24 protein-coding genes are annotated in these 22,411 nt (G+C 61.8%); 4 read left to right on the top strand and 20 right to left on the bottom strand.

The features are described from left to right. Positions 1-7 precede the first annotated feature (7 nt). The 12 genes from GMET_RS16045 to GMET_RS15990 form a co-directional block, all read right to left on the bottom strand. On the bottom strand, positions 8-472 hold the full coding sequence (locus tag GMET_RS16045) for a 23S rRNA (pseudouridine(1915)-N(3))-methyltransferase RlmH (RefSeq protein ID WP_004512640.1): 465 nt from the start codon (positions 470-472) through the stop codon (positions 8-10). Beyond that, complete coding sequence (gene rsfS, locus GMET_RS16040) at positions 469-864, bottom strand: ribosome silencing factor (RefSeq protein WP_011366160.1); 396 nt, start codon at positions 862-864, stop codon at positions 469-471. The genes GMET_RS16045 and rsfS overlap by 4 nt, the downstream gene beginning before the upstream one ends. Further along, complete coding sequence (nadD, locus tag GMET_RS16035) at positions 854-1,504, bottom strand: nicotinate-nucleotide adenylyltransferase (RefSeq protein ID WP_004512638.1); 651 nt, start codon at positions 1,502-1,504, stop codon at positions 854-856. Before nadD ends, rsfS begins: the two co-directional genes overlap by 11 nt. Positions 1,505-1,535: 31 nt before the next feature. Next, positions 1,536-2,792 carry a glutamate-5-semialdehyde dehydrogenase gene (locus GMET_RS16030; RefSeq protein ID WP_004512637.1) on the bottom strand — a complete coding sequence of 419 codons (1,257 nt, stop codon included), beginning with the start codon at positions 2,790-2,792 and terminating at the stop codon, positions 1,536-1,538. Between the two features lie 95 nt (positions 2,793-2,887). After that, positions 2,888-4,009, bottom strand: coding sequence for a glutamate 5-kinase (gene proB / locus GMET_RS16025; protein ID WP_004512636.1), 1,122 nt, complete (start codon positions 4,007-4,009; stop codon positions 2,888-2,890). 10 nt (positions 4,010-4,019) lie between these two features. Next, positions 4,020-5,036, bottom strand: coding sequence for a GTPase ObgE (gene obgE / locus GMET_RS16020; protein WP_004512635.1), 1,017 nt, complete (start codon positions 5,034-5,036; stop codon positions 4,020-4,022). Between the two features lie 89 nt (positions 5,037-5,125). Continuing rightward, positions 5,126-5,383: a 50S ribosomal protein L27 gene (gene rpmA, locus GMET_RS16015; protein ID WP_004512634.1), complete on the bottom strand. Its 258-nt coding sequence runs from the start codon at positions 5,381-5,383 to the stop codon at positions 5,126-5,128. A gap of 81 nt (positions 5,384-5,464) precedes the next feature. Beyond that, complete coding sequence (gene rplU / locus GMET_RS16010) at positions 5,465-5,773, bottom strand: 50S ribosomal protein L21 (protein ID WP_004512633.1); 309 nt, start codon at positions 5,771-5,773, stop codon at positions 5,465-5,467. Positions 5,774-5,850: 77 nt separating this feature from the next. After that, positions 5,851-6,153, bottom strand: a complete 303-nt coding sequence (locus GMET_RS16005; protein ID WP_004512632.1) for a Rieske (2Fe-2S) protein — start codon at positions 6,151-6,153, stop codon at positions 5,851-5,853. A gap of 24 nt (positions 6,154-6,177) precedes the next feature. Continuing rightward, the gene (purT, locus tag GMET_RS16000; RefSeq protein ID WP_004512631.1) at positions 6,178-7,356 is read right to left on the bottom strand and encodes a formate-dependent phosphoribosylglycinamide formyltransferase; all 1,179 of its coding nucleotides are present in this window, start codon (positions 7,354-7,356) and stop codon (positions 6,178-6,180) included. An 18-nt stretch (positions 7,357-7,374) separates the two neighbouring features. Then, entirely contained in the window at positions 7,375-8,877 is a 1,503-nt protein-coding gene (gene rng / locus GMET_RS15995; RefSeq protein WP_011366159.1) for a ribonuclease G, read from the bottom strand. Beyond that, positions 8,867-11,395: a TIGR03960 family B12-binding radical SAM protein gene (locus tag GMET_RS15990; RefSeq protein WP_004512629.1), complete on the bottom strand. Its 2,529-nt coding sequence runs from the start codon at positions 11,393-11,395 to the stop codon at positions 8,867-8,869. The genes rng and GMET_RS15990 overlap by 11 nt, the downstream gene beginning before the upstream one ends. Before the next feature lie 315 nt (positions 11,396-11,710). Here GMET_RS15990 and GMET_RS15985 point away from each other — a divergent pair, with 315 nt between their 5' ends. Then, entirely contained in the window at positions 11,711-11,959 is a 249-nt protein-coding gene (locus GMET_RS15985) for a hypothetical protein (RefSeq protein ID WP_004512628.1), read from the top strand. Between the two features lie 89 nt (positions 11,960-12,048). On the opposite strand, the gene GMET_RS15980 is transcribed toward GMET_RS15985, so the two are convergent. The 7 genes from GMET_RS15980 to GMET_RS15950 form a co-directional block, all read right to left on the bottom strand. Then, positions 12,049-12,426 carry an exosortase system-associated protein, TIGR04073 family gene (locus GMET_RS15980; protein ID WP_004512627.1) on the bottom strand — a complete coding sequence of 126 codons (378 nt, stop codon included), beginning with the start codon at positions 12,424-12,426 and terminating at the stop codon, positions 12,049-12,051. Beyond that, positions 12,423-12,839, bottom strand: coding sequence for an exosortase system-associated protein, TIGR04073 family (locus tag GMET_RS15975; RefSeq protein ID WP_004512626.1), 417 nt, complete (start codon positions 12,837-12,839; stop codon positions 12,423-12,425). Before GMET_RS15975 ends, GMET_RS15980 begins: the two co-directional genes overlap by 4 nt. A gap of 76 nt (positions 12,840-12,915) precedes the next feature. Further along, positions 12,916-15,150 carry a DNA polymerase domain-containing protein gene (locus GMET_RS15970; RefSeq protein WP_004512625.1) on the bottom strand — a complete coding sequence of 745 codons (2,235 nt, stop codon included), beginning with the start codon at positions 15,148-15,150 and terminating at the stop codon, positions 12,916-12,918. 69 nt (positions 15,151-15,219) lie between these two features. Then, a complete protein-coding gene (locus tag GMET_RS15965) occupies positions 15,220-15,819 on the bottom strand; it encodes a peroxiredoxin (protein WP_420794821.1) in 600 nt (199 codons plus the stop codon). Between the two features lie 128 nt (positions 15,820-15,947). Continuing rightward, positions 15,948-16,661: an ATP-binding protein gene (locus tag GMET_RS15960; protein ID WP_004512623.1), complete on the bottom strand. Its 714-nt coding sequence runs from the start codon at positions 16,659-16,661 to the stop codon at positions 15,948-15,950. 51 nt (positions 16,662-16,712) lie between these two features. Next, the gene (locus tag GMET_RS15955; protein ID WP_011366158.1) at positions 16,713-17,069 is read right to left on the bottom strand and encodes a nitrous oxide-stimulated promoter family protein; all 357 of its coding nucleotides are present in this window, start codon (positions 17,067-17,069) and stop codon (positions 16,713-16,715) included. A gap of 108 nt (positions 17,070-17,177) precedes the next feature. Further along, the gene (locus tag GMET_RS15950) at positions 17,178-18,347 is read right to left on the bottom strand and encodes an IS4-like element ISGme2 family transposase (protein ID WP_004514806.1); all 1,170 of its coding nucleotides are present in this window, start codon (positions 18,345-18,347) and stop codon (positions 17,178-17,180) included. 150 nt (positions 18,348-18,497) lie between these two features. On the opposite strand from GMET_RS15950, the gene pcnB reads away from it, so the two are divergent. Next, positions 18,498-19,871 carry a polynucleotide adenylyltransferase PcnB gene (gene pcnB, locus GMET_RS15945; protein WP_004513899.1) on the top strand — a complete coding sequence of 458 codons (1,374 nt, stop codon included), beginning with the start codon at positions 18,498-18,500 and terminating at the stop codon, positions 19,869-19,871. Between the two features lie 15 nt (positions 19,872-19,886). On the opposite strand, the gene GMET_RS18660 is transcribed toward pcnB, so the two are convergent. Then, the gene (locus GMET_RS18660; protein ID WP_138983419.1) at positions 19,887-20,072 is read right to left on the bottom strand and encodes a hypothetical protein; all 186 of its coding nucleotides are present in this window, start codon (positions 20,070-20,072) and stop codon (positions 19,887-19,889) included. Between the two features lie 300 nt (positions 20,073-20,372). Between GMET_RS18660 and GMET_RS15935 the strand changes: the two genes are divergently transcribed. Together GMET_RS15935 and GMET_RS15930 are read left to right on the top strand one after the other, a co-directional pair. Continuing rightward, positions 20,373-21,995 (top strand): sensor histidine kinase, encoded by a 1,623-nt coding sequence (locus GMET_RS15935; protein WP_004513897.1) that lies wholly within the window; start codon positions 20,373-20,375, stop codon positions 21,993-21,995. 1 nt (position 21,996) lies between these two features. Then, positions 21,997-22,359, top strand: coding sequence for a response regulator (locus tag GMET_RS15930; protein WP_004513896.1), 363 nt, complete (start codon positions 21,997-21,999; stop codon positions 22,357-22,359). The last annotated feature ends 52 nt before the right edge of the window (positions 22,360-22,411 follow it).

Genomic DNA, 22,411 nt, shown 5'->3' with positions numbered 1-22,411 from the left:
ATTCATATCATGAGTGATGATACGGTTCGCCGTTGAGGATGGTATGGGCTCGGTAGATCTGTTCGAGGAGGATGACCCGCACCATCTGGTGGGTAAAGGTGAGACGGGAGAGGGCGAGTACTCTGTCGGCCCGGGCCCGGAAACTGTCGGCAAAGCCGTAGGCGCCGCCAATGGCGAAAACCATCTCAGGCACGGCGCTGTCCCGGCACTTGCCCATGAAGGCCGCCAGTTCCGGGGATGTCAGCTGGTCGCCCCGCTCATCCAGCAGGACGAGGCGGGCGTTCTTCGGCACCAGTTTCTCCAGCCGCTCGCACTCCCGGGTTCTCATGGCCTCGGCGGCGGCTCCCTTCTCCTCACGGGCCTCGGCGATTTCCAGGGGGGTGTAGCGCCTGATCCGGCCCGTGTACTCGTCGATGCCGCGCCGCAGCCACTCCTCCTGGGTCTTGCCGACCCAGAGGATCTTCAGCTTCACGTGGGGATACCTTCTTTCCCTTCCCAGAGCCACGCGTCGGGAATCTCCGACGTCGGGGCCGATGACCAGAGTTCGTCCAGGTTGTAGTAGCGGCGTACCTCCTCCTGGAAGACATGGACGAGGACGTCACCGTAGTCGATGACGACCCAGTTACCTTCCTTCAGCCCTTCCACGTCGAGGGCCTTGCCGTACTTCTTGAGCCCCTTCTTCACCGAATCGGCGATGGCCTGGACCTGTCTGTCGGAGCGGCCCGAGGCGAGCACCAGATAATCGGCGATGGACGAAAGACGGCCGATCTTCAGGATCTTCACGTCGAGGGCCTTCTTGTCGAGGGCGAGGCGGGCGCATTCAAGGGCCCGCTCAAGGGGGGCGAGGGTCGGTTTATCGGTCATGGGTGTAAATCCTTTGTTCCGTGATGTAATGCGCGACCGGCTCCGGCACCAGGTACCTGATGGAACGGCCCAGACGGGCGAGTCTGCGGATGGCGCTTGATGAGATGTCCAGGGGGATGCCGGCCAGGTAGTAGACCGAGTATCCCGAGCGGTGGGCGAGGCGTTTTTCGGCGGCATGATAGCAAAACTGCGGCGCCACCGCAACGGGGATGGCCGCCGCCAGGTCGCGGATAACGGCGCCGGGGCGCTCCACCGCCACGATGTTGCACGAAGAGAAGATGGCTTCGTACTCGTGCCAGGAGCCGAAGTCCAGGAAGGAGTCGCTGCCGATGATGAAGAAGAACTCGTCCCCGGGGCGCTCCCGCCGCAACTCCCGCAGGGTGTCGATGGAGTAGGATTTTCCCGTCCGCCTTCCTTCCAAGTCGGAGACGGCGAAGGAGGGGTTGTCCGCCGTGGCAAGGCGGACCATCTCGCAGCGGACCTCGAATGGGATCTCTCCCTCCATGGGTTTGTGGGGAGGGGAAGCCGCGGGGATGAAGATGACCTGGTCCAGGGCGAACGCGTCCCGGACCTCCTCCGCAATGCGGAGGTGGGCGTGGTGGATCGGGTTGAAGGTGCCGCCGAGAATCCCCGTTCTCATGCTTTGCCGGTCTCTGGTCCCTGGTCCCTGGTCACTGCCTTACCTGGCCGTCGCCGTAGACGATGAACTTGGTGGTCGTCAGATCCTCAAGTCCCATGGGGCCGAAGGAATGGAGCTTGGTGGTGGAGATGCCGATCTCCGCGCCGAGCCCCAGCTGGTTCCCGTCGGCGAAGCGGGTGGAGGCATTCACGAGGACCGTGCTGGAGTTCACCTCCCGGATGAAGCGCTGGGAATTGTGGTAGTCCCGGGTGACGATGGCCTCGGTGTGGAGGGAGCCGTAGGCATTGATGTGGTCGATGGCTTCGTTCAGGCCGTCCACCACCCGGACGGCCAGGATCAGCTCCAGGTACTCGGCCTGCCAGTCCTCTTCCGTGGCCTTCTTCGCCTGGGGGGCGAACTGGCGGACGCAGTCATCGCCCCGCAGCTCCACCTTGAGGTCGGTCAGGGTTGCGGCGATGCGGGGGATGAAGGCCTCGGCCACATCCTTGTGGATAAGGAGCGTCTCCAAGGCGTTGCAGACTCCGGGGCGCTGGACCTTGGCGTTCACCACGATCCGCTCGGCCATGTCGAAATCAGCCGACGCATCCACAAAAACGTGGCAAACCCCCTTGTAGTGCTTGATGACCGGGATCTTCGAATGCTCCACCACGAAGCGGATCAGGCTCTCGCCCCCCCTCGGGATGATGAGGTCGATGAACTCCTCCTGCTTGAGCATCTCCAGGACCCCCTCGCGCTCCGGGAACGGGATGACCGACAGGGCCGCCTTCGGGATGCCGGCCCGCTCCATCTCCTCCCCCAGGATGCGGGCGATGGCGAGGTTGGAGTGGATGGCCTCGGAGCCCCCCCGCAGAATCACGCTGTTCCCCGCCTTGAGACAGAGGGCTGCGGCGTCGGCCGTCACGTTAGGGCGCGCCTCGTAGATGATGCCGATGACCCCCAGCGGAATCCGCATCTTCCCCACCATGAGGTTGTTGGGGCGTTTCCACATCCGCGTCACTTCCCCCACGGGATCGGGGAGTCCCGCCACCTCCCGCAGGCCGTCGGCCATGGCCTTGATGCGTGCCTCATCCAGCATGAGGCGGTCGAGCATGGCGCTGGAAAGCCCCTTCTTCTCCCCGGCCTCAAGGTCCTTGCGGTTCTCGTCGATCAGGTGCGGGGTGTTGCTGATGAGGGCCATGGCCATGGCCATGAGGAGGTCGTTCTTGGCCGTGGTGGGGAGCTTCGCCATGGCGATGGCGGCCTGGCGGGCGTCGGCGGCGATGGTGCGGATCTGTTCAGCGATGGTCACGGGAGGTACCTCCGTTATGAGTAGTCAGGAGACAGGAGTCAGAATTCAGGAGAAAAACTTACTGGATTCTGAATTCTGACTCCTGAATTCTTTCTTTATAGCACCACCAGGTTGTCCCGGTGGATGATCTCGTCTCCGTACTTGTAGCCGAGGATCGCCTCGATCTCGCCGCTCCGGTGGCCGAGGATCCGCTCGATTTCGGCGTGGGAGTAGTCCACCACCCCCCGGGCGATTTCGGCGCCGTCGGCCCCGCAAACCCGGACACAGGCCCCTCGGTCGAACTCTCCCTCCACTCGGATTACCCCCGAGGGGAGGAGACTTTTCCCCTGACGGGAGAGGACCGTCCGGGCTCCGTCGTCCACGATGACTCGGCCGCTGGGGCGCAGGGTGTGGGCGATCCAGTGCTTGCGGCGGTTGAGGCTCTCCCGGGCGGGAAGGAAGAGGGTTCCCACCTCCCGGCCGGCAAAGGCCTTGGTGAGAATGCCCGGCACCGTGCCGTTGAGCATGAGGGTCGGGACGCCGAACTGCCCCGCCTTCTTGGCTGCGGCCAGCTTCGTCACCATGCCGCCGGTGCCCACGCTGGAGCCGCTGTCGCCGGCGGCCCGCTCCGTTTCGCGGGTGATGCTCTTCACCAGGTGGATCAGCCTGGCATCGGGGTTCGCCCGGGGGTCGGAGTCGTAGAAGCCGTCGATGTCGGTCAGGATCACCAGGAGGTGGGCCTCGGCCAGGTTGGTCACCAGGGCCGACAGGTTGTCGTTGTCGCCGAACTTGATCTCGTCCACCACCACGGTGTCGTTCTCGTTGATGACGGGAATGACGCCGAAGTCCAGGAGCGTGTCAAGGGTTGCCCGGGCGTTCAGGAAACGGCGGCGGTTGGCGAGATCGTCCCGGGTGAGGAGTATCTGTGCCACCTTGTGGCCGAAGCGGCCGAAGTCCTCTTCGTAGGCCCGCATGAGGCGTGACTGGCCGATGGCGGCAGCGGCCTGCTTCTGGGGAATGCTCTTGGGCCGTCCCTCGATGCCGAGTTCGCGCCTGCCGGCAGCCACGGCACCCGATGAAACGACGATGACCTGGCGCCCCTGCTGTCGCAACGATGCGGTCTCGGCGGCAAGCCGGGCGATGAAGGCGTGGTTGAGGCCGTTCTCGTCGCCGGTGAGGACACGGCTCCCGATCTTGATGACGATCCGTTTGACCTTTTTGAGGATGGCTGTGCGCATTGGTACCACGCTACCACTCTTCCTCGGCCTGGCCCCAGAGATGCCGGGCGATTTCGTCGAGGAGGGTCGGGATTCCCTCGCCGGTGGCGGCGGAGATGGGAAACACCGCAATCCCCCGCTCCTTGAACCAGTCGATGACCGATGGGAGGTTCTCGCGAACCACCGGGAGGTCGATCTTGTTGATGACGGCGATCTGTTCCTTGCCGGCCAGCTCGGGGCTGAAGAGGGCCAGTTCCCGGTTGAGGGTCTCGTACTCCCGGATCGGGTCTCGATCGGGGATCCAGGAGAGATCGATGAGGTGAAGGAGAATGTTGGTCCGCTCCACGTGCTTGAGGAACCGGTGCCCCAGTCCCGCCCCCTCGGACGCCCCCTCGATGATGCCGGGGATGTCGGCCACGACGAAGGAACGGTAGTTCTTGTAGGAAACTACCCCCAGATTCGGCTTGATGGTCGTGAAGGGGTAGTCGGCGATCTTGGGCCGGGCCGCGGAAACCTTGGTGATGAACGACGACTTCCCCACGTTGGGGAATCCCAGGAGTCCCACATCGGCCATGAGCTTCAACTCCAGCCGCAGCCAACGCTCCTCCTCGTCCTCACCCGGCTGGGCGAACTTGGGTGCGCGGTTGGTGGAGGTGGTGAAGCGGGCGTTCCCCTGGCCACCGCGCCCCCCCTTGAGGAGGACTACGGTCTGTCCCGGCTCGGTCAGGTCCGCAAGGATTTCCCCGGTCTCCGCGTCTTTCACGATGGTCCCGGGGGGGACAGGGATGGTGAGGTCATCGCCGTTGGCGCCGTGGCGGTCCTTCCCCATGCCGTTTTTCCCCCGCCCCGCCTTCAGGTGGGGGCGGTAGCGGAGGTCCATGAGCGTGGAGAGGTTCGGGTCGACGGTGAAGATCACGTCGCCACCCTTGCCGCCGTCTCCGCCGTCGGGGCCGCCAAAGGGGATGAACTTCTCCCGGCGGAAGGAGACGCACCCAGCGCCGCCGTGCCCCGACTGTACGTGGATTTTTACTTCATCGATAAACTGCATCGTCGTATCTCGTATCCTGTTTCAAGAAACAACAAAAGCCCGGAACTCGAAAGTCCCAGGCTCTTGGGTTTGTGCGACCCGCCAACGCGTTAGCTGGCCGGGTAGACGGAGACCTTCTTCCGGTCGCGGCCCAGTCGCTCGAACTTCACCACGCCGTCGATGAGGGCGAAGAGGGTGTAGTCCTTGCCGCACCCCACGTTGGTGCCGGGGTGGATCTGGGTGCCGCGCTGGCGGTAGATGATGTTCCCCGCCTTGACGTTCTCGCCGCCGTACTTCTTGCAGCCGAGTCGTTTTGATTCGGAATCGCGCCCGTTCCGTGTGGAACCGACGCCTTTCTTGTGTGCCATGGTGTTAAACCTCCTGACGGCATGCCGTATCGGTAGTCAGGACTGCCGAGCCGTCGTTGCGAAAAAATGCTGTGGTGCTGATTACCCGTTGATCTTTTCGATCTTGAGTACGGTTCTCGGTTGACGGTGCCCGCGCAGCTTCTTGCTGTCCTTGCGCTTCTTGGACTTGAAGACGAGGATCTTCTTGTCCTTGCCCTGCTCGACAATTTTGCCGACCACAGAGGCGCTGGGCACTAACGGTGTTCCGATCTTGACCGTTTCGCCGCCAACCATCAGGATGTCCTTGAGTTCGATGGTGTCGCCCACCGCTCCCTCAAGCTTCTCGACTTTCAGAAAGTCGCCTTCGGAAACTTTGTACTGCTTCCCTCCGGTTCTCACTACCGCGTACATGTACTTCACCACCTTTGTTCAAATTTTTTGACGAGCTTGGAAGGTTAACCGGAACAGCGCGAGGAGTCAAGAAATTTTTATTCCAGTCCCACCAGCACATCGTCACCTGCCACCTCCACCGGATAGACCTTGAGGGTGTACTCGGGAAACTCCTTGCAGGCCCCGGTCTTCAGGCTGAACCGATAGCCGTGGCGCTGGCAGGAGATATGCCCTTCCTCCTTGACCAGGGCGCCGGATAGAGGGGCTCCCTGGTGGGGGCACTCGGTCTCGCAGGCGTAGATGTTTCCCTTGGTCTTGACGAGGAGGATCTCCTGGCCCTTGACGGTGACAATTTTCTTTCCCCAGTCGGGTACATCGGAAACTTTGGCCGCGAAATCCATGACAAACCTCCTTTTGAATGATGGTCAGAGGGTGACGATCTTCACTGCATGGGCTGCCTGCTCGGCCCGGTTTCTCGCCTCGTCGGTGTCGGCGCCGAAGGAGAGTGCGACCCCCATCCGTCGTCCCGGCCGGGTGTCGGGTTTTCCAAAGAGGCGCAGCTTCGTTTCCGGGACAGAGAGGGCGGCGTCCAGGCCGGAGAAGGTGACCTCCTCGGCTGCTTCCGAGGCCAGGACGACATGGGAGGCCGCCGGGGCCAGGTTTGCCACCTCCGGAACGGGAAGGCCAAGGATTGCCCGGACGTGAAGCTCGAACTCGGAGAGGTTCTGGGAGATCATCGTGACCATGCCGGTGTCGTGGGGGCGGGGTGAAACCTCGCTGAACCAGACCCGATCTCCCTTGATGAAGAGTTCCACCCCGAAGATCCCGGAGCCGCCGAGAGCGTCGGTCACTGCTTTGGCCTGGCGCTGGGATTCCGCCAGGGCGGCCGGCGTCATGGCCATGGGCTGCCATGACTCGTGGTAGTCCCCCTTGATCTGCACGTGGCCAATGGGAGGGCAGAAGGTGGTGCCCCCGGCGTGGCGCACGGTCAGGAGCGTGATCTCGTAGTCAAAGGGAATGAATTCCTCAACGATTACGGTATCGGAGGCCCCCCGGCCCCCTTCCATGGCGTAGGTCCAGGCGCCGTCGATTTCTTCCATACTCTTTACAACGCTTTGTCCCTTGCCGGAGGAACTCATGATTGGTTTCACCACGCAGGGAAGGCCGATATCCTTCACCGCCGCCCGGAACGATTCGATACTCGCGGCAAAGCGATAGGCAGCCGTTGGCAGGCCCAGCTCTTCCGCCGCCAGGCGCCGGATGCCTTCCCGGTTCATGGTCAGGTTGGCGGCCCGGGCCGTGGGGATCACGGTGTACCCCTCCTGCTCCAGTTCCAGGAGGTAGGGGGTGTCGATCGCCTCGATTTCCGGGACGATAAGGTGGGGCCGTTCCCGGGCCACGATCCGGCCGAGTTCGACCCGGTCGAGCATGTTGACGACATGGGCGCGGTGGGCCACCTGCATGGCGGGCGCATCGGCGTAGCGGTCGACGGCGATTACCTCGACGCCGAGCCGCTGGGCTTCGAGCACAACCTCTTTCCCGAGCTCGCCGGAGCCGAGGAGCATGACGCGCGTGGCGCTTTTCTTGAGAGGGGTTCCAATCATGGAAGAATTCCTTTGTTCCTAGCTGATGGCGATCTCGAACTGCTCCTGGTGGAAGCCCGGCTTGGCCCGGACGGTGATCCGCTTCTTGAATTTCTTCTCCAGCTCCTCCAGCCCCCGGCGCTCCTCATCGTAGAGGAGGTCGGCCACCTGGGGATGGACGGTGAGGGTCGCCTTGGTGCCGCGAATGTCGAGCATCTCCCGGCGCAGTTCCCGGAAGATCTCGTGGCAGACCGTGGTCTTGGATTTCACGTAGCCGCGCCCCTCGCAGTAGGGGCAGGGTTCGCACATCATCCGGCCGATGGACTCGCGCACCCGCTTGCGGGTCATCTCCACGAGGCCCAGTTCCGAGATCTTCAGGATATTGGTCTTGGACTTGTCGGCCTTCATGGCCTCTTCCAGGGCCGTGAAAACCTTTTCCCGGTTCACCTCCTTCTCCATGTCGATGAAGTCGATGATGATGATTCCGCCGATGTTCCGGAGCCGGAGCTGGTAGGCGATCTCCTTCACCGCCTCCAGGTTGGTCTTGAGGATCGTATCCTCAAGGTTGTGCTTCCCCACGAAACGGCCGGTGTTCACGTCGATGGCGGTCAGGGCCTCGGTCTGCTCGATGATGATGTAGCCGCCGGACTTGAGCCAGACCTTGCGCCCCAGGGCGCGGCTGATCTCCACCTCCAGCCCGAAGTGGTCGAAGATGGGCTCCTCGTCGTCGTAGAGCTCCATGGAGTACTTCATCTTCGGCATGAAGGTGGAGATGAACTGGACAATCTTGTCATGCTCGGTCTTGGAGTCCACCACGATGCGGGAGACGTCCTCGGTGAGGATGTCGCGGATCACCTTCTGGGTCACGTCCAGGTCGGCGTGGATGAGGGAGGGGGCGTGCCCCTTGTCGTTGCGCTTGACCACCTCGTCCCAGAGCTTGGTCAGGTAGTTCATGTCCGAGACGAGATCCTCCTCGCTCTTCCCCTCGGCGGCGGTCCGGACGATGAAACCGCCGTTCTGGGGCTTCATCCGCTCCACGATCTCCTTGAGTCGTTCCCGCTCCGGCTCCTCCTCGATCCGGCGGGAGATCCCCACGTGATCCACCGTGGGCATGTAGACCAGGTGCCGACCCGGCAGCGAGATGTGGGAGGTGATCCGCGCCCCTTTGGTGCCGATGGGCTCCTTGGACACCTGGACGAGGATCTCCTGCCCCTCCTGGAGGAGCTCTTCGATGGGGTGGAGGGGCTGGAGCACCTGCTGCTCCCCTTCGCCGTCCTCGCCGTTGCGGTCCATGAAGGAGTCGAACTCCTCCATGGCGTCGAAGACGTCGGCCACGTAGAGGAAAGCCGCCTTTTCCAGGCCGATGTCCACGAAGGCTGCCTGCATGCCGGGGAGGACCCGGACGACCTTCCCCTTGTAGATGTTCCCGACGATCCCCTTCTCGCGGCTCCGCTCGATGTAGAGCTCGGCAATGGTGCCGTTCTCGATGAGGGCGATGCGGGTCTCGTGGGACGAGGTGTTGATTACCAGTTCATTGGCCATTGCACATACCCTGTATAGATAAAATCGAAAATTCTTTGAAAAGGACGTCGAGCTTTTCGATGCGGGCATCGGCCAGCTCTTCGGGCGAAAGCCCCGTGATGGCGGCGGCGTACTCGAGGGGTTTTCCCCGGCCGATGGTCAGCTCCAGGGTCGGGCCATCGACGGTGAGTGCGGCCAGTTCGTGGCGCAGGTCGTATTCCTGGATCCGCCCCTTTTTTGCCCGCCGGAGGGGGAAGCTGTCCCGGGCAAGGAACGCCTCTGCCCGGGCGGCAAGGTCGCGAGCCGCTTCCTCCAGCAGGATAATCCGGTAGCGAACCTTGTCCATGAGCACTGACAGGGACGGCGTCCCCGGCGGGATGACCACGGCCTCGACGATCCGCATCCCTTCGGGGAGTGCGGCGTTGAGCCGGTCCCGTACTTCCCCCGGCGTGAGGCTGGGGATGAGCTCCATGTCGAGATACTCGGCCCACGATTCTACACCGACCGAAAGGGCCGTGGCAAACGAGAATTTGGGGTGGGGGTGGAACCCTTGGGAGAAGCGGATGGGGAGTCGGGCGCGTCCCACGGCCCGGGTGAAGAGGCCGATCATCTCCAGATGGCTCAGGTAACGCATGGCGCCGGTCTTCGTGTAGCGAAGCCGCATGGTCACCTTCGCGTCGGCTTCAACGGGGGAAGGCGTGGCGGGTGCGCTGCCTTTCTGCCACGCCGGATCGGTGGTCCGCATGGCGATCCGGTCGAAGTCGCAGATGCCGCAGCCGGTGCAACGTCCCGTACGACAGTCGCCGGTGGGTTCCCCGGCCCACGCCTTTTCCAACTCCTGGCGCAGGAATGCCCTGGTCACACCGAAGTCCAGGTGGTCCCAGGGGAGTGTTTCGTCGATTCCCCGGCGCCGGTGGTAGAAGGCAGGGTCGATGCCGCAGACGGCAAAGGCCTCGTGCCACGTGGTGCTTTTCAGCCGGTCCCCCCAGCCGTCAAAACGGCATCCCAGCTCCCACGCCTTTGCCAGCACGGCGCCGAGACGCCGGTCTCCCCGGGCGAAGACCCCTTCCATGAAGGAGAGGGGGGCGTCGTGCCACTTGAGGCCCAGCTTGCGCTTCTTGAGCTCGTCCCGGAGAAACCGCTGCTTGGCCACGGTCTCCTCGGTGGTGATCTGGGGCTCCCACTGGAAGGGGGTGTGGGGCTTGGGGACGAAGGTGGAGACCGAGACGTTTACCTCGCCGCCGCTGCCGGCACGCTTTCCCTCCTGTTTTACCTTGCGGGCCAGGTCGGCGATGCCGACGAGATCCTCCTCGGTTTCGCCGGGAAGTCCGATCATGAAGTAGAGCTTGATGACCCGCCAGCCGTTGGAAAAGGCTTCGAAGGCGTTGCGGAGGAGGTCTTCTTCCGAGATCCCCTTGTTGATAATCGTGCGCAGTCGCTCGCTTCCCGCCTCGGGGGCCAGGGTGAAGCCGGTCTTGCGGACCTTGCGGATCTCTTCGACCAGTTCCTGGCTGAGGCTCCCGACCCGCAGTGACGGCAGCGCCACGGCGATCCTCTCGTGGGCATAGCGGACCATCAGCTCCCGCAACAGCGGCGTGAGGCAGCCGTAGTCGCCGGTGGAGAGAGAGAGGAGCGACACCTCGTCGTAGCCGGTGTTCCGCAGGGTCTCCTCAACGAGCTTAAGAATCGTTTCCGGGGAGCGTTCCCGCACCGGCCGGTAGAGGTACCCCGCCTGGCAGAAACGGCACCCCCGGGTGCAGCCCCGGCCGATCTCGATGCTCACCCGGTCGTGGATCGTCTTGAGAAAGGGGACCACCGGAGCCGTGGGGTAGGGGGCCGTATCGAGATCGGAGAGAAACCGCCGCCGTACCCGGCCGTGGGCAGGACGCAGGGGGATGATGGCGTCGATGGTGCCGTCGTCGTGGTAGCGGGGCTCGAAGAAGGAGGGGACGTAGACCCCGTCAATGCTGGCAAGTCGTTCCAGGAGCCACTGCTTCGACTCGCCGTTCCGCTTCCGCTCCAGGCAGGCCGCGGCGATCTCTACTACCGCCTCCTCACCGTCCCCCAGGAGGACTGCGTCGAGAAAATCGGCCAGGGGCTCTGGGTTGCAGGCGCAGGGGCCCCCGGCGATCACGAGGGGGAATTCGTCCCCCCGCTCCGCGGCCCGGAAGGGGATACCGGCCAGGTCGAGCATGGTGAGGATGTTGGTATAGGAGAGCTCGTACTGGAGGGTGAAGCCGATGATGTCGGCCCGAGCCAGGGAGGTCTGGCTCTCCAGGGTCGCAAGGGACTCGCCGAGGCTCCTCAGTTGTGCTTCCCGGTCGGGCCAGGGGGTATAGGCCCGTTCCGCGGCGATCCCCTCCTCCCTGTTCAGGATATCGTAGAGAATCTGGAGTCCCAGGTGGCTCATCCCCACCTCATAGACATCGGGGAAGGCGAGGACGAAGCGGAGTTCGGCATCCTCCTTCGGGCGGGAGCCGATTTCATCTCCTGTGTAGCGGACAGGTTTTTCTATGGCGAGCAGATTGTTATACGACACTAGTTGGGTTCTCCGTGTGAGGGACGACAGAGGGATGCCATACAGGTTAAATATTCAAATTTAGTGAATTAGTCGTGATTTGGCAAGGCAAAAGACCATGGTTTGCCTTGGCCGTTCCATTCCCGGCGGTAAATCCTGGTGCCTTATATGCGGTAGTCTTCGGAGCATATGCGGTTATGTTGCGATCTATTTCCTTCCCCTGATCGAGGTCGTCTGGGTTTGCAATGGTGTTATTTCAGTGAGTTGAAGGTATTCTTGAGAAGTGGCACGTTCCCTGCTCAAGGATACGACAAAATATCCTTTGGAGGTGTTGTAATGAAGAAAGTTGTTTCCTCGATCGTTGCTGCTCTTGTTGCCGTTGCCTTCGCCGGTGCTGTTTTCGCTGCCGAGCCGAAGAAAGAAGCTGCTCCGGCTGCCGCTCCGGCTGCTCCGGCTGCTGAAGTGAAGAAAGAAGAGAAGAAGCCGGCTGCCAAGAAGGCCAAGAAAGCCAAGAAGGCCAAGAAAGCCGTGAAGAAAGAAGAAGCCAAGCCTGCTGAGGCCCCGGCTGCTCCGGCTGCGAAGTAATAAGTCCCCTAAGGACGTAAAAAAGCCGCATCTTTGGATGCGGCTTTTTTTGTGCCTAATGAGTGTCGGCCTGATGTACCGTCCTTGGACTACTCCTTTTCCCAAACGTAGGCTGGGTCCATGTAGGCGTCGAAGAAGCCGGGCCAGGAGATAAAGAACGTCACCGCTTCCCCCGCACCGGCCAGGGTCCTCGCCACAGTCATTCCCACCCCCTTCAGGGGGCCGACGGTCAATCCCTTTGCCGGCCCCTCTTCCTGCCAGGTGACATAAATCTGCTTTGGAAACTCCAGCCAGCCGGTCGCCGTGTTGGCTACCCCCCGGGCGAACTTGTTGGCCATGCCGTCAACCACCTCCTGGGCCGAGGCGTCTTCGACCGAGGTTATGCTTTCGGCATGGACCCGTTGGTGCTGCCCACAAACGAGCAGGCAGGCGAGGGCTGCTCCGGTAATCAGGCGTCCCGGTTTCATTGCCCCTCTCCCGACTCTGTCTCCATCGTCATGTCACCTTCCTCCACAGTCGCGCGCTGGGGCGGCTCCCATCCTTTCCATACGAAGTCGGGTTCGATCATGGGGTCGTAATATCCCGGCTGGGGGACGGGGAAAAAGACTGCCTCGGTGGCGCCGATGAAGGCCCGGTAGAGGGTCATGCCGACTCCCTTGAGGGGGCCGATGACGTAACCCACGTTGCCCCGGTCACGGACGCTCAGGTACGACTGCTTGGGAAGTTCCACGATAGCCGTTGCAAAATTGGTCACGCCGCGGGCCAGTTTGAAGGCCATTTTTTCCACGACGAATTCCGGTTTCGGTTCGTCCTGGGCAAAGAGGGGGGTTGAGCAGGAAAGGGTCAGCGTCAGGGCAAGAAACCATGCGAAAGAACGCATATATTCTCCTTTTGCCGGCATGTGATGGGAGTTTCTTACCCCTTGTAGCACACTTGCCGACAGGTGGCAAGCGGCCTCAGTCAAAGAGGGTGGGCTCCTTCGGCAGGTAGGCGGCAAGCCTTTTCACGAGCTGGTTGAGCTTGTCGAGATAGAATTCCGTATTTTCATCGGGCCGGGTTGGATCGTACTGGGAGACCGGCTTGCAGTTTTCGTAGACGGTCACCCCTTTTCCGTGTCCCGTTACGTAGTAGCTGATCTGGTCGCCGGCCCGGAAGGGGCGCTCGGCGCGCAGGGCTATCTCGAATGCCGCCGACGGGTTCCGCTTCCCTTGGCGGACCTTCTGGAGATAGGTGGGCGGCGCTTCACCGAGGGTTTCGGTGCGGGCGAGGCTCTCGATGGGGATGAGGTGGTTCCGCAGGCGCCGGATGCAGTCCTCGTGGAACGCCGGGATTTTTGCCCCGTCGCCCTGTAGCAGGAGCCGGACCGCCGCTGCCATGAAGTCCCGCAGGTACCGTTCTATCCCCCGGGAGCGGAGGGCGCTTCCCCTGACAATTACCTTCCCGTCGTGGTCCAGGAGGGCGTAGTTCTTTATCTTGTAGGAGAAGATGGCGCGGTACCGGCCGTCCATCTCCACGGCAATCCCTTCCGGGAGGGTTGCGGAGAGCTCCCGGACAAGGGCCTCCTCCTGCCCGATGGTTTCTATCCCCTGCGGAGGGATGAAGTAGATGCCGTCGGTGTCCACTTCCACGGGACGAGCCCCGTGCCGGCGAAGCCATTCGATCATGTCCTGGATCAGCTCTCGCCCCCGGCGGGTCACCTCGGCGGCCACCCCCGGGTCGGAGAAGGTGTGGATGGTGGTTCCCAGGTAGCCGTAGAAGGAGTTGATGAGCACCTTGAAGGTCTGCTGGAGGGCGTTGAAGTAGTCTCGCTCGTGGGGGAGCGCCGCCTCCCGTGCCCGCTCCTTGGCGGCGAGGCGAAACTGCCGCAACTGCGCCAGGAGCGGCAGGAAGAGCCCCAGGTGCTCCCGTCGGGGGTCTAGGCCGTAAGCAAGCATGATGGAGGGGTAGAGGGAGGCCACGTCGCAGTGGACGATGGGGCCGAGAACGCCGGTCTCGAAGACGGCGGCGTACCCACCCTCGAAGGTCCCCACGGATCCGGCAGGTTTCGGGACCGCAGCGCCCTGCCGCAGGTATTCCCGCAGGAAGAGAGCGTTGATCCGCGTGGCGTTCCCCCGGATGACGCAGGTCTGGTAGGAGTAGGGAAAGATGCGGGCCTGAAGGAACCAGGGGTAGGAGAGGAGCCGCGACAGGGCAAGGGTCTCCCGCACGTCGTCCAGATTGTAGCGCCTGAGCGCCTCCGGGTCGCTGCGGAAGACCTCGTCCATGGCCTGACGGTCCAGGTAGACCCGGTCGGGTGAGGCGAGGCCGAAGTGGATAGCCGCCTGCTTGAGGCCGTGGCTCTCCAGTTCCCGGCTGGAGACGTCATAGATTTGAAGGAGGAAGTAGGTGTCCATGACCGAGCGGCCGTAAATGTTCCAGCGGGGATAGTCGATGGTCCGCTCCGCCACGGCGAACCGGGAAGGGTGGACCCGGGGCTCGCTCCCGTCGCGCCCCCAACGGAGCCTGACCCCGTGCCGGGCCGCCCGGGCCCTGATGTATTCGAGGTCAAAGCGGAAGAGGTTGTGCCCTTCGATTACGTCCGGATCCCGCTCCCGGATGATGGCGGTGAGCCGTTCCAGCATCTCCCGCTCGGAGAGTGCATGGGCCGACAGGTACTCCTCATAGCCCCCTTCCTCCATGACGGCGATGGAAAGGATGCGGTCCTCCTCCCGCGCCGGGTTGGAGAACTCGAACCCCTCGGCGCAGGCGGTCTCGATATCCAGGGCCAGGCGGCGCAGCGCATTGAATTCCAGCCCTTTGAAGAAGGTGGTGCCGGCGAGGAGGAGGTGTTGGTGCACCGGGTCCGAGAGAAAGAGGTAGGGAGCGTCGGGGGCGGAGGGGGTATGGCCGGTCCGCTTCGCCAGGAAATCCCGGGCGGCGAGGCATTCGGACCAATCGGCGAAGAGGGCCAGGTAACGGAAGGCGCCGGGGCCGGCCAGGGGGCGGGTCTCGACGTCGCTCCGGAAGCCGCCCAAAAGTGCCCGGTCCTCCAGGAGGATGAAGGGGCGGAAGGGGGTGTCCCTGAAGATGACGCCGCCAGGCGTGCGGATGAAGAGGCGGATGAACCGTCCCGCCAGTTCGGCGGCAACGATCCCTTCCGTGGGATCGGCGCCGGAGAGGAGGGGGCTTTCGGTGAGGCGGGGCTCGGCCATGGAATCCTCGGAGAAACAGAAAAGGCACGGTCGCCGGACCGTGCCTTTCATTTCGCTGCGTGGAGGCAGCTACCCTGCGGCATGCTTCGCCAGGTAGTCGGCAACGCCGGCGGCCGTGGGCTTCATGGCCTCGTCACCCTCCCGCCAGTTGGCAGGGCAGACCTGGTCGCCGTGGGTTTCCACGAACTGGAGGGCGTCCAGCATCCGCAGGGCCTCGTCAACGCTCCGACCCAAGGGGAGGTCGTTGATGACAGCGTGGCGGACGATCCCCTTGGTATCGATGAGAAAGAGTCCCCGAAGGGCGACGCCGCCGTTCTCGAAGAGAACGCCGAACTGGGTGGCGATCTCCTTCTTCAGGTCTGACACCAGGGGGTACTGGATGTTGCCGATGCCGCCATCTTCCACCTTCGTGTTTTTCCAGGCCAGGTGGGTGAACTTCGAATCCACGGAGACGCCGATGACCTCGCAGTTTTTGGCCTTGAACTGGTCCAGCTTTTTGTTGAAGGCGAGGATTTCCGAGGGGCAGACAAAGGTGAAGTCCAGGGGATAGAAGAAGAGGATCACGTATTTCCCACGAAAGCTCGACAGCTTGATGGTGGCGAAGGTGTTGTCGGGCAGGACAGCGTCGGCTGCGAAATCAGGGGCCTCTTTGGTGACGAGGGTACACATGCACATGGAATGGTCTCTCCTTTCGTACGGCGAGTGTGAATGCAATGACAGTGAAAGAGATACCAGCCGCAGTGCCCCTTGTCAATGGAAAAAGACAAAAAGAATCCTGTTTGTCCTGTGTGATGAATTTATCCCTTTACATCCCCCTGGATGCCGATGGTCACCTCCCGGAAGGGGATATTTTTTCCGCTGGCGGTCAGGGCCTGTCGGGCCGCCATGACGATGCCGCCGCAGCAGGGGACTTCCATCCGCAGGACCGTGATGCTCCTGATGGAGGAGACCCGGAAGAGCTCGGTCAGCTTCTGGAGATAGGCGTTGTTGTCATCCAGCTTGGGGCAGCCCATGACGAGGGCTTTCCCCTCCAGGAATTCCCGGTGGAAGTCGCCATGGGCGAAGGCGACGCAGTCGGCGGCGATGAGGAGGTCGGCGTCCTGGAAGTAGGGGGCCGTGGTGGGGACCAGGTGGAGCTGCACGGGCCACTGGCGCAGCCGGCTGGCGATCTTCCCCCCTGCGGATTGTTCGCCGGCGGGGTGGGAGGGAGCAAAAGCCATGGCCCGGGAGCCGGGACAGCCGCCGGCATGGTGCCCGTGGGGCTGCGGGCCCGTCCCCTTCAGGTGCTCGTCCACCGCAGCCTCGTCGAATTCGTCCGCTTCCCGCTCAATGATCCGGATGGCGTCCTGGGGGCAGTCCCCGAGGCAGGCCCCGAGTCCGTCGCAGAGGTTGTCGGCGGCAAGGACCGCCTTACCGTTCACGATTTTGATGGCCCCCTCGGCGCAGGCGGGGACGCAGAGGCCGCAGCCGTTGCACTTCTCTTCGTCGATCTGTACGATTTTCCTGATCATGGCAGATATCTCCTTTACACCTTATGTTTCTCGTCGTGTCGTTGGTTCGGTTCAGAAAAGGAAATGCAGGAGGTAATCGAGTCGGCCCCGCATGATCATCCGTTTCCCCGAAAAGCCCATGACCTCCCGGATCTTTGCCCGGTACTCCTTGCTGTAGCAGTGGATGCGGCAGCTCTTGCATGAGGGCTTCGGGTCCAGGGGGCACTTGCGGCGTTTCTGGATGCCGTGGGCAAGGAGGGCGGCGCATTCGGGGCAGAGCTCCACTCCCCTGGAGTAGCGGCGCTGCAGCTCCGGAGGCAGGTCAAAGGGGGCGCGGAGGGAACGGTCGTGGCAGGCGTGACAGTAGACCCTGACAAAGTCGACGAGTACCTTCACATCCTTCAATTGTTTGTTTGAGAACGTTTCCATGGGGTCATCATAGGTCAAGCAGGTGGACCTTGTCATGACCAATGTCAAAAAATACCCGTTTTTTGACTGCTCGGGGGCTTTTTGCTTTTGTCCCCCACTACTGTCCGGTTAATAGTTGAATAAGTTCAGTTGGTTGCGCTCAGGATAATCAGCATTTCGCTTGAGAGCCTCCGCAACCAGCGATGAAATGGGCTTTTTCTCGAACAAGTTGACCTCCAGAATCTGTAGAAAAGTGTAGAGCGAACACGGAACCCCCAACTTCTTTTTCGTGATCGCCACCAGCAGATAGATGCACAAGGCAACCCATATCTGGCTCTTCACGGCATTGACTGACGTTCCGATGAACGACTTGATCCGCAGGTGCTGTTTGATCCATTTGAAAAACAGCTCCACCTGCCAGCGCTGCTTGTAAATCGCAGCCACCGTCGCTGCCGGAATCTCGAAGTTGTTCGTGAGAAATACGAGTCGCTTGTTCCGTTCTTTGTCAACATAGCTGACCCGGCGCAGTTTCTCCGGATACCCCTTTTTCGACTTCTGCGTCACCAGGGTGATAATCTGGTCTGCCCGTACACCTGATTCCTTGTCCTTCGGATGGGAATATAACCGCTGGCATTTCAGGTTGTCCTTTGCCCGAACTACGAAGAATGCTCCCTGCTTGTGGATGGAGTGGAGCCGGGCAAAATCGACATACCCTCTGTCCATCGTGTAAATGGCATCCTTTGCAACCGGCAGATGGTCCAGCATCCTGACATCGTGGACCTTGCCAGTGGTAATAGTGACCCAGGTTGGAATGGGACCACGCAGATCAATGAGCGTATGCATCTTGACCGCCGCCTTGGTTTTGCGGAACTCGGCCCATGGGAACAGCGTAAGGCACAGGTCGATAGTGGTCGAGTCAAAGGCGTAGAGCGGTTGCGTAAGCTCAACGGCGATGGCATCAGCCTGGTACAGCTGCTGAGCTATGCCGATCAGTACATGACCGAAGTCTTGGAAGATACGCCAGTCCCTGCGCTCGTTCGCGTCGGCAAGGGTCGTGCGGGAGACATCACCACGAAAGCCGATGTGGTACAGCTTCTCCTGGTGGGAGTTCAGGCAGGTCTCGATATCCCGCAAGCTCTCACGGCCAGCCATCTGGGCATAAGCCAGGCAGAGGAACTGGTCATAGGTCGAGAACTTCTTCTCCCGATACTCGCCACGGTGTCGGCGAACGCAGAGATTGAATTCGTACCGGGGCAGAAACTGCAGAAGTTGTTTGAAAACGGTCGGACCGGTGTGCATTGCTCCCCTCCTGTAAAGGGAGGAAGGCTACACCCAGAACGAATTCATGTCGAAAAAAGAACAATTGTGCCAAAGAGCAATAAAGTTCAACAAGTTACAGCTGTACAATCAAAGTTTACCGGACAGTAGTATTTGTCCCCGTTGTGTGCTATGAAAACCCCTATGAACAGCGAACCAGTCATCATCCCCCGCCCCGATCATCCCATCTCCCGCTCCCAAGTGAGCCCCAACGCACTCCGGGTTCTCTACCGTCTCAAGGATAACGGCTGCATTGCCTACCTCGTGGGAGGATGCGTCCGCGACCTCCTGCTGGGACGCGAACCCAAGGATTTCGATGTGGCCACCAACGCCACCCCAAACCAGGTGAAGCGGCTGTTCCGCAACTGCCGTCTGGTGGGGCGCAGGTTCCGGCTCGCCCACATCCATTACCAGGACGAGATTATCGAGGTTGCCACTTTCCGGGCCCTGGCGCCGGAGGAGCCCGAAGATACCGCGCCTGCTCCGGTCTCCCCGGAGAACGTGCCCGGCGAGGGGGAGCGCCCCCGGCTGCCCCGCCATGTGGTGAGCGACGAGGGAATGGTGCTGCGGGACAACGTCTTCGGGACCCCTGAAGAGGACGCCGTGCGGCGGGACTTCACCGTGAACGCCCTGGCTTACAACATCGCGGATTTTTCCATCATCGACTATGCGAATGGCATGGAAGACCTGCGGCGGGGGGTGATCCGGACCATCGGCGATCCCCTTGTCCGCTTCACGGAAGACCCCGTCCGGATGCTGAGGGCGGTGCGCTTTGCCGCCACCCTGGGTTTCACCGTGGAGGATGCCACCTGGCAGGCAATCCGGGAGCTGGCCCCCGCCATCACCCGGGCCACGGCCCCCCGACTCTACGAGGAGGTGCTGAAGCTCTTCCTCTCGGGTGAAGGGGAGCGGGTCTACCAGCTGCTCCGCCAGGCAGGGCTTTTCAGTCATCTCTTTCCCCGTTTCAGCGCCTGGCTCGACCGGGAGATCGACGGTTTTCCCCATTCCCAGGTCGGCAAGGCCCTGGAGTGGGCGGACGATCAGGTGGGGGGCGGAGAGCCGGTCTCGCCCCCCCTCCTTCTCGCCCTCATGTTCGGCGAGTACGTGGAGGAACGGGCCGCGGAGTTGGCTGATGCGGGGATGCCGGTGCCGGACGCGGTCAACGCGGCAATGGCCGGCTTTCTTGGCGAGCAGGCGCCGATCATTGCCATTCCCCAGCGGATCGCGCTCGCTGTGCGGGAGATTCTGCTGATTCAGCACCGTCTCCGGAAGATACCGGGGAAGCGGCCTCAGGGGGTACTTGCCCGATCCTGCTTTGCCGAGGCCCTGGCCTACCTCCGTTGCCGGTGCGCGGTGACGGGGGAGGGTGGGAAAATTCTCGCCTGGTGGGAGCGCTACGCCCGGGAAAGCGTCATGCCGCCGGTGGAGCCGGCGACCGGCGGAGGAGAAGCTCCCCCGAAACGCCGGCGGCGCCGGGGGAAAAGGCGGAAGCCTCCTGCCGCGTGAGTGTCGACGGGATTGCTACCTGTCCGCGGAGAGCCTCTCCTTCCATCGCCGATAGGCGAAGATCCGTTCGATGAAGCTTTTCATAAGCTCCCGGTCGCGGAGCCGTTCCTCCTCCGGCAGGTGGGGGAATGCTCCGTCACCGCGTTGGCGAAGAGCCCCCGCCCCCTTACCGCCGCATCCCCTTGCGATACACCGTGACATCGTTGAGTCCCGAGCTTCCCCGTTCACTCAGGAGGCAGGCGCTGGCGCCTATTCTCATCAGTAACTGCTTTGACATGATCATGGTTGTAAGTGCCTCCTCTCGAAAAAATATTCATGAATTTTTGTGGAGTGCCGATGAGTATCCAATGAAGAAGCACGCGTTCAAGCTCTCCTTGGTGGAGCGGATATTTGGTGAACTGATTAATTAATAAAACCTTTACCGTCTTGAAAAGGTGCTGTCTGCTGGTATAATTGTGCTGTTGTGTCGCGCATAAAATCAACCCTCTCGGGAGATGGTCAGTGGATTGGGTCTGTTGTTGGCACAGAAAAGTGGTTGAACCGGGAGGATGTCCGAATATCGGCGAGGGGGAGGAGGTTCTCTACACCTCCTACCAGCGGCGGATCCTTGAAAAGTGCATCGACTGTCCCAATTTCCGTAATGACCTGCAGAAGATGCAGGAGTCGGGAAATCCCCTGGGAGAAGTGGTTTCGTTCCTGCTCGGCGAAGTCAGGGAACAGCGGGGAAAGCTCCAGTCCATGGTCAGTTTTCTCGACAGCCGGGAACGGGAGATTAAGTTCCTCCACGAGATCAGCCTCGTTCTCCAGACCTCCGTCGACCTGGACGAAGTCCTTTCGGTGGTAATGACCGCCATCACCGCCGGCAAGGGGTTCGGCATGAACCGGGCCTTCCTCCTGCTTGCCGACAAAGAGCGGAAATTTCTCCGGGGGTACCTGGGTGTGGGCCCCCTGACCTTCGGCGAGGCGTGGGAGATATGGGAGGATATCCAGCGGGACGACTTTACCCTCAAGGAGATGGCCAGGGACTTCTACCAGACCAAGCTCACCTCCGAGAAGCAGAAGTTCCACGACGTCCTCAAGCGGATGACCATCCCCCTGTCGGACCCGAACCATGTTCTCGTCCGGGCGTTGCGGGAAAAGAGGCCGATCCTGGTGGAGAACGCCTTCCAGAACCCCGAATGTGATCACTCCCTGGTTCAGGCCCTGGGGGTGGATACCTTCCTCATCACGCCGCTCATCTCCCGCAACCGCCGGATCGGGGTGATCATCTCCGACAATTGCATCACCCACAAGCAGATCACCCCCCAGGACGTGCAATCCCTGGAGACCTTCGCCTTCTCCGTGGCCTTCGCCATCGAACGTGCCTCGCTCTACGAGCGGCTCCAGGAGGAGCTCCTCAAGGTGACGGCCGCCAACGTGAAGCTCAAGGAGCAGCAGGAGCTGATCGTCAGGATGGAGCGGATGGCGCTCGTGGGGAAGATCACCTCCAGCATCGCCCACTCCATCCGCAATCCCCTCATGATCATCGGCGGGTTTGCCCGCACGCTCCTGCGGGGGGCTGCCGATGACGACCCCCAGCGGGAGTACCTGGAGTCCATTGGCCAGCAGGTGCGCCAGTTGGAGGAAGTTCTGGAGGATATTCTCAACTACTCCGATTCCCTCTACCCGACCTTGGATATCTGGGACGTGAACCAACTGGTGAGTGCTGTCTGCCGCGAGTTGAACGGCCGGCTCCACGAGCGGCGGGTGGCTTGCCGCCTCCGGCTCGACACAGGCCTGCCGCCGGCCCGCATTGATTACAAGCAGGTGGCTTACTGTGTCAGAACCATCGTCAATACGGCCATGGAAGGTATGCCGGAGGGGGGGGAGATCAGGGCCGAAACCCGTCGGGAAAACGGCTGGATCCTTGTGGAAATATCGGACAACGGCGTCGCCTTGAGCCGGGAAAGCATCGATGCCATGACAACCCCCTTCGGCTCCACCGAGGAACTCGGTTCCGGCCTCGGCGTGGCCATCTGCAAGACGATTATGGAGAAGCACGGCAACCTCTTCGAGGTTGATACCCCGCCTGGCGGGGGAACCCGGTATATCATCAAACTACCCGTGAACAGGGAGGAGACGTAACATGGCACGACTGCTGGTGGTGGACGATGAAAGCAGCATCAGGCTGCTCTATTCCCAGGAACTGGCTGACGATGGGCACGAAGTGGCCACCGCCGCCACTGCCGCCGAGGCGGTGGAGAAGATCAAGGAGAGTGAGTTCGACCTGATCGTCCTCGATATCAAGCTCAAGAACGAGAGCGGCCTCGACCTCCTCCAGAAGGTTGTCAAGGAACGCCACAACCTGCCGGTGATCCTCTGCACCGCCTTCTCCTGTTTCAAAGATGATTTTTCCGCCTGGCTCGCCGACGGCTACGTGGTGAAGTCCAGCGACCTCACGGAGCTCAAGGAGGAGGTCAAGCGGGTTCTGGTGAAGAAAGGGAAGTGAGGTGGCGAGATGGCGAGGTCGCGAGGTAGTTTAATCAATACTATCTCGCGAC

The sequence above is a fragment of the Geobacter metallireducens GS-15 genome (assembly GCF_000012925.1).
Lineage (GTDB): Bacteria > Desulfobacterota > Desulfuromonadia > Geobacterales > Geobacteraceae > Geobacter > Geobacter metallireducens.
The sequence above is the reverse complement of the archived record's forward strand: the minus strand, read 5'-3'. Positions and strand labels throughout refer to the sequence as shown.

Coding starts and splice junctions, on each gene's coding strand:
- rsfS (WP_011366160.1), bottom strand. CDS start 864: ATGACCGATAAACCGACCCTCGCCCCCCTTGAGCGGGCCCTTGAATGC.
- nadD (WP_004512638.1), bottom strand. CDS start 1,504: ATGAGAACGGGGATTCTCGGCGGCACCTTCAACCCGATCCACCACGCC.
- proB (WP_004512636.1), bottom strand. CDS start 4,009: ATGCGCACAGCCATCCTCAAAAAGGTCAAACGGATCGTCATCAAGATC.
- obgE (WP_004512635.1), bottom strand. CDS start 5,036: ATGCAGTTTATCGATGAAGTAAAAATCCACGTACAGTCGGGGCACGGC.
- rpmA (WP_004512634.1), bottom strand. CDS start 5,383: ATGGCACACAAGAAAGGCGTCGGTTCCACACGGAACGGGCGCGATTCC.
- rplU (WP_004512633.1), bottom strand. CDS start 5,773: ATGTACGCGGTAGTGAGAACCGGAGGGAAGCAGTACAAAGTTTCCGAA.
- GMET_RS16005 (WP_004512632.1), bottom strand. CDS start 6,153: ATGGATTTCGCGGCCAAAGTTTCCGATGTACCCGACTGGGGAAAGAAA.
- purT (WP_004512631.1), bottom strand. CDS start 7,356: ATGATTGGAACCCCTCTCAAGAAAAGCGCCACGCGCGTCATGCTCCTC.
- rng (WP_011366159.1), bottom strand. CDS start 8,877: ATGGCCAATGAACTGGTAATCAACACCTCGTCCCACGAGACCCGCATC.
- GMET_RS15985 (WP_004512628.1), top strand. CDS start 11,711: ATGAAGAAAGTTGTTTCCTCGATCGTTGCTGCTCTTGTTGCCGTTGCC.
- GMET_RS15980 (WP_004512627.1), bottom strand. CDS start 12,426: ATGAAACCGGGACGCCTGATTACCGGAGCAGCCCTCGCCTGCCTGCTC.
- GMET_RS15975 (WP_004512626.1), bottom strand. CDS start 12,839: ATGCGTTCTTTCGCATGGTTTCTTGCCCTGACGCTGACCCTTTCCTGC.
- GMET_RS15970 (WP_004512625.1), bottom strand. CDS start 15,150: ATGGCCGAGCCCCGCCTCACCGAAAGCCCCCTCCTCTCCGGCGCCGAT.
- GMET_RS15965 (WP_420794821.1), bottom strand. CDS start 15,819: ATGTGTACCCTCGTCACCAAAGAGGCCCCTGATTTCGCAGCCGACGCT.
- GMET_RS15960 (WP_004512623.1), bottom strand. CDS start 16,661: ATGATCAGGAAAATCGTACAGATCGACGAAGAGAAGTGCAACGGCTGC.
- GMET_RS15955 (WP_011366158.1), bottom strand. CDS start 17,069: ATGGAAACGTTCTCAAACAAACAATTGAAGGATGTGAAGGTACTCGTC.
- GMET_RS15950 (WP_004514806.1), bottom strand. CDS start 18,347: ATGCACACCGGTCCGACCGTTTTCAAACAACTTCTGCAGTTTCTGCCC.
- pcnB (WP_004513899.1), top strand. CDS start 18,498: ATGAAAACCCCTATGAACAGCGAACCAGTCATCATCCCCCGCCCCGAT.
- GMET_RS18660 (WP_138983419.1), bottom strand. CDS start 20,072: ATGTCACGGTGTATCGCAAGGGGATGCGGCGGTAAGGGGGCGGGGGCT.
- GMET_RS15930 (WP_004513896.1), top strand. CDS start 21,997: ATGGCACGACTGCTGGTGGTGGACGATGAAAGCAGCATCAGGCTGCTC.